This window comes from Desulfosarcina sp., assembly GCF_055467485.1.
Genome location: NZ_JBUOIV010000063.1, coordinates 17,924 through 32,522, shown reverse-complemented (window position 1 = coordinate 32,522; position 14,599 = coordinate 17,924). Strand labels below are relative to the sequence as shown.

The following is a 14,599-nucleotide window of genomic DNA, read 5'->3' as shown; positions in this document are numbered from 1 at the left end:
GACAAGCCTGTTTTTGCCGCCCCATACGATGGATGCCATCTCAATGCAGTCCCGGGCGCCCTGTTTGGATACCGGGCTTCCCATGAAGGGCTTGTCGCACAAAACGATACTGGAAAAGATCATGTCCAGGTGGGCGGTCTCCGGCGCCACATCGCCGGGCTCCACCATCATGAAGCCGTTCATGTCGATGGTTTTGGACGTCTGGATCAGTTTGCAGAAATTATCATAATCCGTCATGGTGGCTTCGCGCTGGCTGCCGTCCGGCAGGGCGATGAAGGGCGCACCGTAGCCGGGCGCGAAAACGAAATCGTCCTCCCCCACGGCAACGCTTTTTTCCGGGTTCCGGGCAGTTACCGTGAACCGCGAAGGAGCGGACTCGAGCGCCTTTTGTATCTGGGCCTCGGTCATGAAAACCGTTTTTCCATCCAGCTTGAATCCCTTGGATGCGAAGATCTCCAAGGCTTCGGGTTCATTGAAGGCCACACCGACGCTGGAGAGCAGTTCCATGGATGCATCGTGAATCCGGGTCATCTGTTCCGGGGTGAACGTTTGCATGCGGTCATACATGATCGATCCTCCTTGTTGCCTTTAGGCGACTAACCTCATTTTTCTTGCCGCATCGGTCAACGCATCGCGAAATTTTGGATGAGCGATCCCGATCAACGCTTTTGCTCTTTGGCTGGCGGTTTTGCCTTTGAGTCTGGTTACGCCATATTCCGTTGCGACATAATCAATCTCGTTTTTCGAACAGCTTACATGCGCACCTTCGGTCAACACCGGTTTAATCTTACTGATCGTATCATTTTTTGCTGTGGAATGAATCGCGAGAAATGATTTTCCGCCCTTGGACATCCCTGCGCCCCTGATGAAATCCACCTGGCCGCCTGTTCCGCTGAATTGCTGCGTACCAATAGACTCCGAACATGCCTGGCCGATCAAATCGACCTCAATAGTCGCATTAATCGAAATGAAGTTGTCATGTTTCCCGATTACGTTAGGATCATTCACATAATCGATGGAACGGAATTCGATTCCGGGATTATCGTCGATAAAATCATACATACGACGGCTTCCGATGGCAAAACAAACGATTGATTTATTGGCATCGATATTTTTGGACGTGTTGGTAACCGCTCCGCATTCAATCAGATCCACCATCCCTTCCGTAAACATCTCACTGTGGATACCCAATCCTTTTTTGCCGCGAAGCGCCTGACCCACCGCATTGGGTATCGAGCCGATACCGAATTGGATGGTCGCTCCGTCGGGGATACGCTCAGCAATTAGGTTGCCGATGTGTTCATCTTTTTTCGTAATGGGTATATCGCCCAGTTCCACTAATGGGACGTGATTCTCAAATACGGCGTTCACTTCTGATATGTGTACCACCCCGGTCCCATGTGTCCGAGGCATGAACTTGTTGACTTCCAGAAATACTTTTTTGGCTCTTGACATCGCAGCTCTGGCCACGCTGGCAGAAACACCGAAAGAACACCAGCCGTGTTTATCCATCGGAGAAACCGTGGCATAAAACACATCCGGCTCAACGAATTCCTGCCATAACATCGGTGCATCCTTATAAAAACAGGGCATGAAATCGGCCGACCCGTTTTGCACGGCTTTTCGGGCAGGTCCGCTGGTGAACCAGGCAACGTGCTTCATCTTATCGGTCATTTCAGGTTGTAGGTATTTTAGTTCTTTCAAGACCAAGAGCAAGTGGTGAGAAATACCGTGTAAATTTTCTGCTTCAGCCCTCTCCGCCAGTGCCTGGGATAGGCCAACCGGCTCGCCAAGCGCGCAGGTACTGGCGCAGATCGAATGTGGGCCAATCTGTGCGACAATTTCTTCAGCACTTTTCAATTTTTCAAGATACAACGCGTTCCATTTGCCCATGCTCAATGAACTCCCCGAAGAACGATACCTTTTTATCTGCAGGACAACCGAACCGTCGTCCCGCTCTGCCGCTAAAACCACCGAAATCATTCCCTAAGACCTGTGATCCAGCGTCCATAGGGAATGATTCCAGATTGGTGATCTGCCACAAACACACACCCGCGACAGAATTGCTGTTGGGTTTAAGACTCAGTCGGCTGAACGGCTGGAATCCTGCCCAGGGTTCCTGTTTTGGATGTTTCCGTTTCAGCAGCCACTTGGGCAGCGGGGACAACACCCGGTGCTTCAAGCCTCAACAGTTTTGTCAAGGATACCATCATGCCGATCATGACGAAGGCAAAGGGCAGGGCCGCGACAATCGAGGCGGTCTGCACCGCTTTTAGACCACCGGTGATCAATAACACTACCGCAATGGAACCAATAAAAGATCCCCAGGTCAACCGCTGTCCGACAGTCGGGTTAAGATCGCCGTTGCCAATAATCATGGCAACAAAAAATGCAGATGAGTCCGCTGAGGTGACGAGAAATACGATCAGGTTGAAAAAGACCACCCAGCTGATCAGGGTTCCCATCGGGTATGCCGTTAGCAGGGTAAAGATCCCCGATCCCACATCCGCAGAGATAGCCTTGTACATTTCAAGCGTGCCGTTGATTTCCGCATGGAGCGCCGCCCCGCCGATTACGTTGAACCACACGATGGTGATCACCAGAGGTACCAACACAACGCCGACGACATACTCGCGAATGGTTCGGCCTTTCGATATCCTGGCCACGAAACCACCCACAAAGGGGCCCCAGGCGATCCACCAGGCCCAATAAAAAACGGTCCACCACCCCAGCCATTTGCCTTCGCTGGCGGTTTTCATGGAATCCGCAAAAAAGGACATAAAAATAAAGTCCTGAAAATAGCGGCCGGTTGAGTCAACCATCAAGTTCAATTGGAAAAGGGTTGGCCCGGCCAGGAAAAAGAAGATGAGGACGATAAAGGCCAGGTACATGTTTGTCTTACTCAGGTATTTAATGCCCCTGTCCAGACCGGAAGCTGCGGAAATGGTATACGCTGCGATGAGACCGAGCATAACCACCACCAGCCCGGTTGTTCCCAGTTCAATGCCAAACAGGTGATTGATGCCGAATCGGATCGACATCAGCCCCATGCCCAGCGAGGTGGCTATCCCGGCGATGGTGGCAAAGGCCGCCAGAAAATCAACGAGTTTGCCAATTAAGCCATTGACGTTTTCCCCCAGCAGGCCATAAAGCGAGTTTGCTACAGTCAACGGACGGCCCAGGCGATAGGTCGTATAGCCGATGGCCAGACCGGCGATGGCATAGCATGCCCAGCCATGGATGCCCCAATGCAGCAGGCTGATGGCCATTCCCGTAGGTGCGGCAGCTGGCGACCCGACGTCTGCCAAGTAGGGTGGGCCAGCGTGGTGGTAGAGCGGTTCGGCGATGGCCCACATGATAAAACCGATACCGATGCCGCAGCTGAAGAGCATCGCTATCCATTCAAAAAAGGTGTATTCTTTTTCTTCACCGTCCTTGCCGAGAGGAATATTTCCATATTTGCTCGCAGCAATCCAAATCAAGTAGATGATAAAGGAGGCGACGGTCAGAATAAAAAACCATCCGAAGTTGACCGAAATCCAACCCTGCATTGTTGAAAGGGTCTTTCCAAAAGCTTCGGGGCTGAATACACCGAAGGCGGTAATAAATGAACATACGACGAGCGTGGACCAGAAAAGCTTGGCATCATATTGCCCCAAGATACCTCTGTTATCAGTAGACATTATTCTCCTCCTTCTTGTTGAATGGCGATTGGTGCGGATTGGATGGTTTGGGTCACTCTTTTGGGTTCAATTTTTTCCTCCTGTTTAGCTATGAGTTATATACATAAGTGATGCGTTGTTTCTTATCCACGGGAAAAGTGCTCTTGCCAACCAGGGTATATCCTTGCCCAGGATTCACTGTCCGACCGGGCAGGCCAGTTCGCAGCGACGGCAATATTTGATAATCTTCTCCATTTCACCGCTCTGCGGATCGGTATCTTCATCAGCCGCGTCGATGTCCTTTTTCATCTGTATATTGCAGGTGGGCCTGCTGAAGCTGCCGTTGCGTCCCGGCAGTTGTTCGAATCCGATTTCTGCGGATGAGAAGACAAGCTGATCGAAGGCCCTTTGGGGACAAGCCTGCCTGCAGAATTGGTCACAGTTTTCGCAGGGGTCGAAATCGATGGGGCCGGTGGGGGCGATCTCTGTTTCCAGCAGCATGGCACGCAGCCGGACACGTGGGCCAAATTCCGGTGTGACCAGGATGTTGCTTTTTCCGATGCATCCCAGACCTGCCATTACCGCTGCGTCCTTGAGGAAAATACCCCCCTGTTCGATGTGGTATGGCAGCTTGTGTGTCGCAATCTGAAAGGTTTCTGCCACCCATTCCGCTAATGTATTATTGATTCGCATCAAAATACGGTTGCCTGGGGGCGACTTTTTTCCATACCACCAGTCCAGCTCCGGCTCCGCTTCGCTGTGTTCAACGGCGATGACAACGGCGGATTTGGCCGCGACTGGCCATCTGACTTCTCCAGGTTTGATCCCATCCGCAGTTTTTCGCGAACCAACACCGGTGTTGTCTCCCATCTTGGGATGAATCAGATGGGATGGTGACTGCTTGAGCAGCGCCACGCTGGCGACGCCGGCCATGCAGGCGCCCAGGGATTTGGCTTTATCGATGATGCGTTCGGTAATTTCCAGTCCTGATGAGGCTGCCATCATATTCTCCTAAGCTTTTTTAAATTTGAAACCATATTCTGGCGGGTGTTGCAGCATGTCGCCTTGGTTTACCTGCATCTGAAGAATTTCAGTCTGGAACCGCCATAGCGAGCGCCTTCACCACCGATTGCCGCGGAGAGGGGCGCTCCCCGATTGATCAAACGGATAATCCGCCAAGCTTGGTTTCCAGGTATTCGGCGATACCTTCCCGGCCGCCTTCCCTGCCGAGACCGCTTTCTTGCATGCCCCCAAAGGGAGCTGCGGCGGCGGTGGGATTGATGTCATTGATACCGACAATGCCAAAACGCAACTTCTCGAGCATTCGCACGGCCCGGGAGAGATTTTGGGTGTATACATAAGCGGCCAGTCCGTAATGGGTGTCGTTGGCCATTTCGACCACCTCTTCTTCGCTGTCATAGGGAACAACCGGGGCCACCGGGCCGAAGGTTTCCTCGCGATAGATTCGCATGCCGGGGGAAATCTTGTTGAGCAGGGTCGGCGCATAGAAATAGCCTTTGTCCAGTCCGCCCCCCATGAGGCGTTTGCCGCCACAGATGACTTCTGCACCGAGATCGAGGGCATTTTTAACCTGGTGATCGATCTTGGCCAACGCATCGGGGCCAATTAACGGGCCGATGCTCACACCGGCCTCCATGCCGTTGCCCGCCTGCATTCGCGAGATGCGCTTTTTCGCTTCATCCAGGAAGGCCTCAACTTGGCTGCGGTGCACGAAGATGCGGTTGGGACTGATGCAAGCCTGACCGGTGTTGAGGAATTTCACCAACATGGCGCCCTTGGCCGCGTGGACCGGGTCGGCATCCTTGCAGACAATAAAAGGGGCGTGGCCGCCCAATTCCAGCGACACCCGTTTGAGCTGGGAGGCGGCTTCCCGGGCAATGTGTTTGCCCACTGCGGTCGAACCCGTGAAGGTGAGTTTGCGGACTCTGGGATCTTCCAGGAGGGTTTGACCCACCGGAACCGGGTCGGCAGCGGTGACGAGATTGACGACACCCGGAGGGAGGTGGGCCTGTTCAAAAAGTTTGAACATTTCCACCGCGCAAAGCGGGGTGGCTTCGGCCGGTTTGAGAACGACGGTGCAGCCGGCGGCCAGGGCCGGGGCGACCTTGCGCGTAATCATGGAAACCGGATAGTTCCAGGGGGTGATCGCCCCGACGACACCCACGGGCTGGTGCAGAACGATGAAGCGCTGGTCCGGACGGGGTGCTGGTATGGTTTGGCCGTAGACGCGTTTGGCTTCCTCGGCGTACCAAAGCAGAAAGTCGGCGCCGTATTTGACTTCATTTCGCGCAGCCCGAATGGGTTTGCCCTGTTCCCGGGTCATGGTTTGGGCAAGGTGTTCCAGGTTTTCCATCATCAGGCGGTGAGCGTCATAAAGGAACCCGGATCTTTGGTAGGCAGTCAGGGCGGCCCACAGGGGAAACGCGTCGTAGGCGGCTTCAATGGCCTGCAGGGTCTCTTCGACCCCGCCATCGGGTACCTGGCCAATTACTTCCGCCGTAGCCGGGTTGGTGATGTCGAATGTTTTTCCAGACTGTACGCCAATCCAGTGCCCGTTGATAAACAATTTTCAGATCTCCTCTATTTTTTACGCTCATCCCTCACCCGTTTGGCTTTGTGGGTTGCCCGGGCGATGGATTTGGCCGGCAGTACGGTGACACGCGGTTTGATCCCGACGATTTTTTTGCACTCGTTTTGGATGCTGCCGACCAGTTCGCTTTCGTCTCCAGCAAAGTCCTCCTGTTTCTCCACTTCCACCGTGAGCACGGCCATGTGCTTTTCTTCGGTGATCACGCAAACGTATTCACCGGTGAGCATGGGGTTGTTCCTCACGATGGTTTCGATGTCGCTGGGGAATACATTCACACCCTTGATGATCATCATGTCGTCGAGCCGCCCATGGATTCCATCCAGGCGCATATGCGTTCGGCCGCATCGGCATCTCTCGGTCGTATAGGAGACGATGTCGCCGGTGCGGAACCGGATCAGCGGGCGGGCCTCCTTTTTGAGCGAGGTCAGGATCATTTCGCCCCGCTCCCCCTCGGTGACCTCCTCACCGGTTTCGGGGTTGACCACTTCCACATAGATGTGGTCCTCGGCCCAGTGCAGCCCTTCCTTTGCCTCGCACATGGCGGCGCATGCGCCGAAGATATCCGAAAGCCCGTAATAGTCGTAGACGTCAGCGTTCCACAACGCCTCAATACTATGGCGGGTTTCGGGGATGGAACCGCCAGGTTCCCCAGCCACGAAAATCTTCTTGATGGCAAGATCCGCCACGTTGATCCCCGCTTCCTTGGCGGTTTCGCCCAAATACCAGGCGTACGAGGGCGTAGTCCAGGTGACGGTGGGCTTCCATGTCTGGAAAATTGACAGCAGGCGTTCCGAGGGGATGGTGCCGGCCCAAATGGTCAGCGCACCCAGTTTCATGGCCCCGATCACATCGGGTCCGCCGACGAAAAGGGTGAAATTCAATGCATGACAATAGCGGTCCGTCGGGCGCATGCCCGATGACCAGAATAAACGCGCCTCGCAGTCCTGAAAAGCCTCAAAGTCTTTGGCGGTGAACGGTGAGGCGGTAGGAACGCCGGTCGAGCCGCTGGATGCGCTGAGGAATACAAAATCCTCTTCAGAAGCACATGTCAAATCCCCGAAATCCGGGCAGATCTCCTGTTGGGTCCGCAAAACCTTCTTGTCAATCGTTGGAAATCTTTTTAAGTCCTCAACGCTTTCCAAATGAAACGGTGCGACGCCTGCCTCCTGAAAGTGACGTTTGTAATATGGCGATTGGTGGTAGGCCAGGTCGATGTTTTGTTTCAACAATTGGAATTGATAAGCTTGGAGCTTGTCTCTCGGCATCGTCTCCAGTTCTTCATCCCAAAAAGCGCGATAGCTGCTCATCTTTGCATTCCTTTCCTTTAGATGCTTCCCTAGAGCCCCTTGAGCCATCACTATTTTCTATAGCCAATAGGGCTGCCAGCCATACCCCTCGCCTCGTTCAGTGCGGGAGGGTAGCGCCAATCCTACTTTTTCGCCGGCTTCGCGGGTTCTTCAATTTTCTCTTCGATATTCATCACCTTGCGGGCATATTCCGCATATTCCTCCATGGGGGTGGTGAACCGGACGACCAGTTTTGCACCGTCAGGAGAACCGCCGCCATGCATACATCCTGGAATCCCGCCGCCCACGGTGAGCCACTCGGCCAAACGGGCGGCCTTGAAACGAGCCTCACCGGAACAGGCGCCGGCCTTCAGCGCTTGGCGGAGCATGTGCCCGTATTCGGGATTCTCCAAGTCCCTGGCAGAGGGCATACACCCCGTCTCGACAATGCCGCCGCCAATCTCCTGGGTCAGCCGCTTGACTTCATAGGGCAACGTGGCCACCATGACCTTATTCGTATGGGCGGTCAGCGGATCGGCAAACCAGGATCCGGACGGGTGTTTCGAGCCCACGGCAAGTGCGCCGGCCCCCAAACCGAAAGTGATCTGGTTGTTGATGGACATGTCCACCAATTTATTCATGAACACTTTGGCGGACAATCCGTTGGCCCTTGCCATCAGCATGGATGCGCCGATCATGACATCGCCCTGTCCGGCCACGCAGGCACCAATGCAGGCACGATAATTGGCCGTGAAAAAGCCGATGACCTTCGATGTGAATTCAAATTCTTTGCACATGAACACCCGCTCGTTGGGCACGAATACATCCTTGAACAACAACCACCCCTGGGTAATACCCGTATTGGGCGTTTCGTTTAGATCGGATTCGTTCAAATCCCGCTGATCGCTGGGACGGGTCGCCTCAACGATGGTCAGGCCTTCGATATCCCGGGGGACGACGCAGGAAAGGGCGAAGTCCTTGTCCGCCTCGCCGTAAATGCTGCCCGGCAGCAGGAAAATCTCATTGGAAGCGGCTGTGCTGCATATCATGGCTTTGACGCCGCGAATAACGATACCGTCCTCGCGGACCTGGGTGATGTGCAGGTTGGTATCCGGGTCAGCCTGCTGCGATGGTTTCAGGCTCCGGTCTCCTTTGGCATCCGTAAGGGCCCCGGCCACGGTCAAGCCATTTTTCTCGGCATGCAAGATCCACTTTTTCAGCCGCTCCTGGTAATTGGTGCCGCATTTCGCATCGATTTCATGGGTCACCGCCCACATGACATTTTGGGCGTTCCAGCCGACGCAGACACCCCCGGTGCAGGTTCCGCTGCGTCGATAGTTCTGGCGCTTCAACTTCATGTTGCTGATCAGTTCTCCCTCTTCCTGCATCATGGAGTTCCAGCGGTGAATTTTCTCCCCGGTGAAAGAGGAGGTGGTGGTGTACATTTTTTCCAAATCCGGATCGTTGGAGGCGTCGTAGCACATGGCATGGCTTTCCACGGTGCGCCGGGTGGCCGGGTGAGTGGTTATATCCGTAATCAATTCTCCGAACTTGTAGATGTTGGGCCTCATCTGCTTAAGGGCAGCCAGATAGTCTTCTCTTGTTTTAAGGGCCATGGAAGTTTTCCTTTTTTGATGTGGTAGTTAAATCAGTCGGTTTTTGCTCATCTCAGCAGGTGACTCGTTTTTCTTTGTGCGATTTTATCGCCTCAATCAGCAGGGGAAGAAAGGACCGGCAATCTTCGACAATCCCGATATCCACCTGATCGAAAACCGGTGAGTGTTGGTCATTATTGATGGCCACCATCAGTTCAGCGCCGCTGATGCCAACCATATGCTGCTGTTCACCCGACAACCCCACGCCGATGTAAAGCTTGGGGCTAACCATGCGGCCGCTCTGCCCGATCATGGTCTCCAGGGGGGCCCAGCCTTCATCAACGGCCGGGCGGGTGCAGCCCAAGGCTGCGTTCAGGGTGCCGGCCAATTCGGCGATGCAACGCCAGCCGTCAGGGTCCCCGGCGCCCGCACCGCCGGCCACAACCCGCTCGGCCGACTCCAGAGGGACATCGTCAGGAACGCGGGTGACCACTTCCAGCGTTCGCAATCGGTGCTGCCCGTCGGTGGGAACCGCCACCATGATCACCTCACCGTGCGTGTTCCCGTCCATGGCAGGCATGGGAAATACCCCTTTGGCCACGGTGGCCATCTGGGGACGTTTTTTTGGACAAACAATCGATAAAAGACCGCCGTAGGCGGGGATGATCTGCTCAAGGACCATGTTGGCATTCAGTCTCAGGTCGGTGCAGTGAGCGGTCAGGCCGGTTTCCAGTCTCGCGGCCACCAACGGAGCAAGTTCGCGACCCATGGCGGTTGACCCCATGAGAATGATTTCCGGCCGGTGCGCGCAAGCCAGCTGAACGATGGTTTCTGTATAGATTTCAGGCTCATAGTGCGAAAGCACCGTATGGTCGCCCAGGTAAACCCGTTCGGCACCGGCAGCCATCAGCGGTTCAAGGCGGCCTTGCATGTGCTGGCCCAACAGGATGGCTTCGGTTCGGGTGCCCAATTGGTCGGCCAGTTCCCTGGCCCGGCCGAGAAGCTGCAATGAAACGCCCCGGATCCTGCATTCGCGCTGTTCGGCAACTACCCATACCGGACCCAAACCCTTTTCCATGATCCTATCCTTTCGATTAAATGACGCCGATATCCACCAATCGCTCGAGAAGCTGGTCCGCTTTTTCCTGCATGCTGCCGGCAAGCATGGTGACCGACCGTCGGTTGTCCGTCGGCTGTAAAGACGACACGATGGTTGGCGAACCCGCCAGGCCCACCATCTCCTTGGGTACCCCGATATCCGCGACACGCCAGTTGGCCACTGTTTTTTTGCGCGCCTTGACGATTCCCGAAAAACTCAAGGCGCGCGGTGTGTTCAGGTCCCGTGTGACGGTCAATACGGCCGGTAGTGTGACCTCCATCAGACGGTAACCGTTTGCCAAGGCGGCCTTAACGATGAATCGCTGCGAACTGGATTCGACGATCTCGCAAACCATGGTCACCACCGGCAGATTCAGAAAAACCGCCATTTCGGGGCCTACCCATTCGGTGGCCCCATCGCTGCTGGCCATGCCGCACAGCACCAGGTCCACCGGGTTCAATTTCTCAACGGCTTTGGCAAGGGTGTAGGCCGTGGCGTAGGCGTCCGCACCGCCAAATGCGGGATCGGTAAGAAGGATCCCTTCATCAGCACCCAGCGCCAAACACTCCTTGACAACTTCAACGGCATCCGGAGGCCCCATGCTCAGCACCGTGATCCTGGCTTCGAATTGCCGCTTGAGTTCCAGCGCCGCCTGCATGGCATTTTTGTCAAGTTGGTTGAGCACCATGGGAACATCACAGCGCATGAGCGTTTTGGTAATCGGGTCTATTTTTACGTTGCAGGCCTGTTGCGGGTCCGGAACCGCCTTGGCACAAACGACGATGTGAAACATGGATAGTCCTCTGAGGTTTCAATAGTGGTTTTCAGGCGTGGACCGATCAAGGTCCACAGACTGAATTAGACCATTTCAAGACAGTGCCCAACGTGCAATGATCACTTTCATGATGTCTGAGGTGCCCGCCGAGGGGCCGACGACGGCCGCATCGCGGATGTAGCGGCTGACTGCATACTCTTCCATGCAGCCGTAGCCGCCATGGATATCGACCGCCATCTTGGCGGCTTTCTGGGATGCCTCGGTGGTATAGTACTTGGCCACGGCGAATTCGTTGGAAGATGCCTGGCCCTTGTCCTGGATTGCAGCCGCCCGATAGCCCAGCAATCGCCCGGCTTCCAGGTCGATCTTCATCTCGGCGATCTTGTTCTGGATGGTCTGCAGCCGGCTGATGGGCTTGCCGTAAAGAATGCGTTCGTTGGCAAACTGGATCGAGGCCTCCAGGCAAGCGGCCTGCAACCCCAGGGCGCAGCCAACCATGCCGCCACGTCCCACATCGCCGATGGCCGCCATAGTCACCCGCAGGCCCTTGCCTTCCACGCCCAGCAGGTTCTCCTTGGGGATTCTCAGGTTCTCGAAGGCCAACTCGCCCGTGTTGCAGCCGCGCATACCCACCTTGTGTTCTTCGTGGGTGGCCTTGAAACCAGGCATATCCTTTTCAACAAGAAAGGCGCAAAAAGCCTTGGGATCCTCCTCGCTCTTGGCCAGTATGGTCAGCGTGTCGGCGATATGCGAGTTAGTGATGAAGCACTTGCGGCCGTTGACGATGAAGTCGTCGCCGTCCTTGCGATAGGCGGTGCGAATGCCAGTGGGATCGCTGCCGCCCGTGGCTTCGGTGACCGCCGCCGTGGCCAACCGTTCGCCAGTGGCCAGGCCGGGCAGGAATTTTTGTTTCTGCGCTTCGGTGCCGAACTTGACGATCGGTTCGATGCCCAGAGCGAACACCTGCAGCATCATGGCCGTGGCCACGGAGATGCGGCTGATCTCTTCCAGGGCGATCAGGCGGGCGGTGTAGCCCAGTTCCAATCCGCCATAGGCCTCCGGTATGGTCAGGGCCATCATCTCGGCATCGCCCAGCGCCTTGACCAAGCCAGCGGGCACCTTGCCGGTCTGCTCCATCTCGGGGACGAAGGGAGCCACCTGTGTCTCAGCGAACTCGCGGGCTGCCTTGCGGAACATCTCCTGCTCTTCCGTGAAAGTGAAATCGATCATGGACAACTCCTCTCTGTGAGTGAACACTTATGGTTGGTTATTGATCGCTGCGGCGCTCAGCCCGTCATGGGAAGCAGTCGCCGGCTCCCGTACCGCTTCGGTTCCATACGGGACATGGGGTCCTGTGGATAGCGATGAGGCCGTCGGTAAGCTGTTTTTCCCATGTTGCCCGACACCATCAGCAGCAATGCCGTCTCGCAATTGCCAACTCCGTCGATCGGGTTCTGATCAATAGAGACTGACCGGAAAGACAGACCGGTCGGTCTTGTATGCGGGAAAAAAAATTCGATTATCGAGACCCACCATCAGGTCTCGAAGGACTCGATATACGAAAACATGCAGTCGATGGCCTGATCCAGATTCGTACCGGATTTCTGGCCGGTATAGGCGACTGCGGCACCCATCATGCCATTGAAGATCATTTCGCTGATGGTTTCAGTGTTCGCATGCGCACGCAGTCTGCCTGAATCGCTGGCCTGATCCAAAAACCGCTTGATCAGGCCTTTCAACCCGATGAATCCTTTATTGATTTCATCAGCCAGGTGGGGGCGCTGGTTTTTCAGTTCAACCAGTAGGATGATAAAAATGCAGCCGCCCGGAAAATCATGCGAATCTTTCAGATAGCGATCCCGGAAGTTGACCAGCAGCTGCTTGATATTGGCGATCGGATCCTGATCCGGTCCCATACCGGCCAAATTGCGTTCGCGCCAGATTTGCCGCGCTTCATCCAAAACCTGTAAAAAGAGCTCCTCCTTGCTTTTGAAATGATTGTAAAATCCGCCTTTGGAGGAATTGGAGGCGGTTAAAATCTCATCGATGGAAGTGCTGGTGAACCCTTTCATGGAGAATAGCCGCATGGATTCGTGAATGATGGTTTTTTTCAGGCTCATTCAGTCGTTGCCAATTGTATAATGTTAGTCGGGTGGACGGTTGCAGGTCAGACAGACCAGTCGGTCTGTCCGGGGTAATATTACCGCACCGGACATTTGTCAAGTCTTTTTTATAATGAGCGGGTTTCTCCTGGAATGGTCCGCCTGGCGGCGACGGGCCAGTCGCGCAAGGTGCGAGTGCTGCGCGGCCTATCCAATGGTTGATCTTTTAAACTGGGTTTACTATATGAATGCATTAAGTAAAAAACGTATCCCTTGCCCCTTACATTTTGCGGAGAATGCCATGTCTGACACCCGAATCCTATTTGTAGACGACGACCGAGACATTCTGGCGATGGTCGAGCAGTATCTGACGATAAAAGGCTATGATGTGACCACCGTGGACAACGGCATCGAGGCGGTGGGGATCGTGAAGGAAAAGCAGATCGACATTGTTTTCACCGACTACAAGATGCCTGAATTCAATGGCCTGGAGCTCCTGGTGGCGATCAAGAAATACCGGCCCCAGACCGAGGTGATCATCGTTACCGGCTACGGGTCGATGGAGTCGGCGATACAGGCCATGAAATACGGCAGTTATGACTACCTGCAAAAGCCCTTCAAGCTGGATCACCTCAGGTTGATCATCGACCGGATCGTCGAAGAGAAGAAGATCAAGGATAAGGCGCAACTGATCCGCAAGATATCCCGGGAGCGCCACCAATACGGCAAGATGATCGGTTTCTGCCCCAAGATGCGTGAAATCTATGAGGTGATCGACACCATCAGCATCGAGAACCCCATGGTTCTGATCCATGGGGAGAGCGGGACGGGCAAGGAGTTGACGGCAAGAACCATCCACGATACCAGCGACCGCAAAACGCTGCCCTTCGTGCCGGTAAACTGCAACAGTCTCAGCAAAAAGAACAAAACAGAAGATGAAATCGCCGCCCATCTGTCGGGTATGCTCGCATCCGTAAACGGCGGCACCCTCTATCTGGACGAGGTCTCCGCGCTTCCGTCGACGATACGCGAACGGATGATGGTGCTTTTGGGCGATGCGGAAACAGATACCGGTCAGCGCCCGCGCCTGATCGCCGGAACCGGCAGGGAACTGGATGAAGTCATCGCCAGCGGCGCCATGAAAAAGGATCTGCTGGATCTTTTCAATGCGGTGTTTATCAAGCTTCCTCCACTTCGGGAGCGCAAGGAGGATATCCCGCTGCTGATCAACCATTTTCTTTACACGGACAGCCCGTCGGCCAAAACCCGGATCTACGGCATCACCCCGTCGGCCATGGACATCCTGCTCCACTATCACTGGCCGGGTAATCTGATCCAGCTGCAGAACGTTATCGAGCGGGCTTTTGCCATGGGCGTCGAAAATGCCATTGGCCCCGAGGATCTGCCGGCGGAGATCCGTACCTTTGGCACCATCTCTAAAATGAGCTGATGGCCCTTTCGTTTTCAGA

Annotated in this window: 12 protein-coding genes; 1 reads left to right on the top strand and 11 read right to left on the bottom strand. The window is 55.0% G+C overall.

The genetic code is table 11. The features are described from left to right. The 11 genes from ACZCED_RS21080 to ACZCED_RS21030 all read right to left on the bottom strand — a co-directional run. Positions 1-567 (bottom strand): trimethylamine methyltransferase family protein (locus ACZCED_RS21080; protein ID WP_464861635.1); only part of this gene is annotated, 567 nt, incomplete at its 3' end. Positions 568-588: 21 nt separating this feature from the next. Beyond that, the gene (locus tag ACZCED_RS21075; RefSeq protein WP_464861634.1) at positions 589-1,893 is read right to left on the bottom strand and encodes an acetyl-CoA hydrolase/transferase family protein; all 1,305 of its coding nucleotides are present in this window, start codon (positions 1,891-1,893) and stop codon (positions 589-591) included. A 182-nt stretch (positions 1,894-2,075) separates the two neighbouring features. Next, positions 2,076-3,683: a BCCT family transporter gene (locus ACZCED_RS21070; protein WP_464861633.1), complete on the bottom strand. Its 1,608-nt coding sequence runs from the start codon at positions 3,681-3,683 to the stop codon at positions 2,076-2,078. A 174-nt stretch (positions 3,684-3,857) separates the two neighbouring features. Then, positions 3,858-4,664, bottom strand: a complete 807-nt coding sequence (locus tag ACZCED_RS21065) for a 4Fe-4S binding protein (RefSeq protein ID WP_464861632.1) — start codon at positions 4,662-4,664, stop codon at positions 3,858-3,860. A gap of 157 nt (positions 4,665-4,821) precedes the next feature. Next, complete coding sequence (locus ACZCED_RS21060; RefSeq protein WP_462968219.1) at positions 4,822-6,249, bottom strand: NAD-dependent succinate-semialdehyde dehydrogenase; 1,428 nt, start codon at positions 6,247-6,249, stop codon at positions 4,822-4,824. Between the two features lie 14 nt (positions 6,250-6,263). Continuing rightward, on the bottom strand, positions 6,264-7,580 hold the full coding sequence (locus ACZCED_RS21055) for a phenylacetate--CoA ligase family protein (protein ID WP_464861631.1): 1,317 nt from the start codon (positions 7,578-7,580) through the stop codon (positions 6,264-6,266). Between the two features lie 122 nt (positions 7,581-7,702). Beyond that, a complete protein-coding gene (locus ACZCED_RS21050) occupies positions 7,703-9,175 on the bottom strand; it encodes a 4-hydroxyphenylacetate 3-hydroxylase N-terminal domain-containing protein (protein ID WP_462968217.1) in 1,473 nt (490 codons plus the stop codon). Positions 9,176-9,227: 52 nt separating this feature from the next. After that, entirely contained in the window at positions 9,228-10,232 is a 1,005-nt protein-coding gene (locus ACZCED_RS21045) for an electron transfer flavoprotein subunit alpha/FixB family protein (protein WP_464861630.1), read from the bottom strand. A 16-nt stretch (positions 10,233-10,248) separates the two neighbouring features. Beyond that, positions 10,249-11,046 (bottom strand): electron transfer flavoprotein subunit beta/FixA family protein, encoded by a 798-nt coding sequence (locus tag ACZCED_RS21040; protein ID WP_462968215.1) that lies wholly within the window; start codon positions 11,044-11,046, stop codon positions 10,249-10,251. A gap of 75 nt (positions 11,047-11,121) precedes the next feature. Next, on the bottom strand, positions 11,122-12,258 hold the full coding sequence (locus tag ACZCED_RS21035) for an acyl-CoA dehydrogenase family protein (RefSeq protein WP_462968214.1): 1,137 nt from the start codon (positions 12,256-12,258) through the stop codon (positions 11,122-11,124). 305 nt (positions 12,259-12,563) lie between these two features. Then, positions 12,564-13,148: a TetR/AcrR family transcriptional regulator gene (locus ACZCED_RS21030; RefSeq protein WP_462968213.1), complete on the bottom strand. Its 585-nt coding sequence runs from the start codon at positions 13,146-13,148 to the stop codon at positions 12,564-12,566. A 283-nt stretch (positions 13,149-13,431) separates the two neighbouring features. Between ACZCED_RS21030 and ACZCED_RS21025 the strand changes: the two genes are divergently transcribed. Next, positions 13,432-14,580 (top strand): sigma-54-dependent transcriptional regulator, encoded by a 1,149-nt coding sequence (locus tag ACZCED_RS21025; protein WP_462968212.1) that lies wholly within the window; start codon positions 13,432-13,434, stop codon positions 14,578-14,580. The last annotated feature ends 19 nt before the right edge of the window (positions 14,581-14,599 follow it).

Excerpts from the sequence above, each read along its gene's own strand:
- ACZCED_RS21045 (WP_464861630.1), bottom strand. The coding sequence starts at position 10,232 with ATGGAAAAGGGTTTGGGTCCGGTATGGGTAGTTGCCGAACAGCGCGAA.
- ACZCED_RS21040 (WP_462968215.1), bottom strand. The coding sequence starts at position 11,046 with ATGTTTCACATCGTCGTTTGTGCCAAGGCGGTTCCGGACCCGCAACAG.
- ACZCED_RS21035 (WP_462968214.1), bottom strand. The coding sequence starts at position 12,258 with ATGATCGATTTCACTTTCACGGAAGAGCAGGAGATGTTCCGCAAGGCA.
- ACZCED_RS21050 (WP_462968217.1), bottom strand. The coding sequence starts at position 9,175 with ATGGCCCTTAAAACAAGAGAAGACTATCTGGCTGCCCTTAAGCAGATG.
- ACZCED_RS21070 (WP_464861633.1), bottom strand. The coding sequence starts at position 3,683 with ATGTCTACTGATAACAGAGGTATCTTGGGGCAATATGATGCCAAGCTT.
- ACZCED_RS21075 (WP_464861634.1), bottom strand. The coding sequence starts at position 1,893 with ATGGGCAAATGGAACGCGTTGTATCTTGAAAAATTGAAAAGTGCTGAA.
- ACZCED_RS21030 (WP_462968213.1), bottom strand. The coding sequence starts at position 13,148 with ATGAGCCTGAAAAAAACCATCATTCACGAATCCATGCGGCTATTCTCC.
- ACZCED_RS21025 (WP_462968212.1), top strand. The coding sequence starts at position 13,432 with ATGTCTGACACCCGAATCCTATTTGTAGACGACGACCGAGACATTCTG.
- ACZCED_RS21065 (WP_464861632.1), bottom strand. The coding sequence starts at position 4,664 with ATGGCAGCCTCATCAGGACTGGAAATTACCGAACGCATCATCGATAAA.
- ACZCED_RS21055 (WP_464861631.1), bottom strand. The coding sequence starts at position 7,580 with ATGAGCAGCTATCGCGCTTTTTGGGATGAAGAACTGGAGACGATGCCG.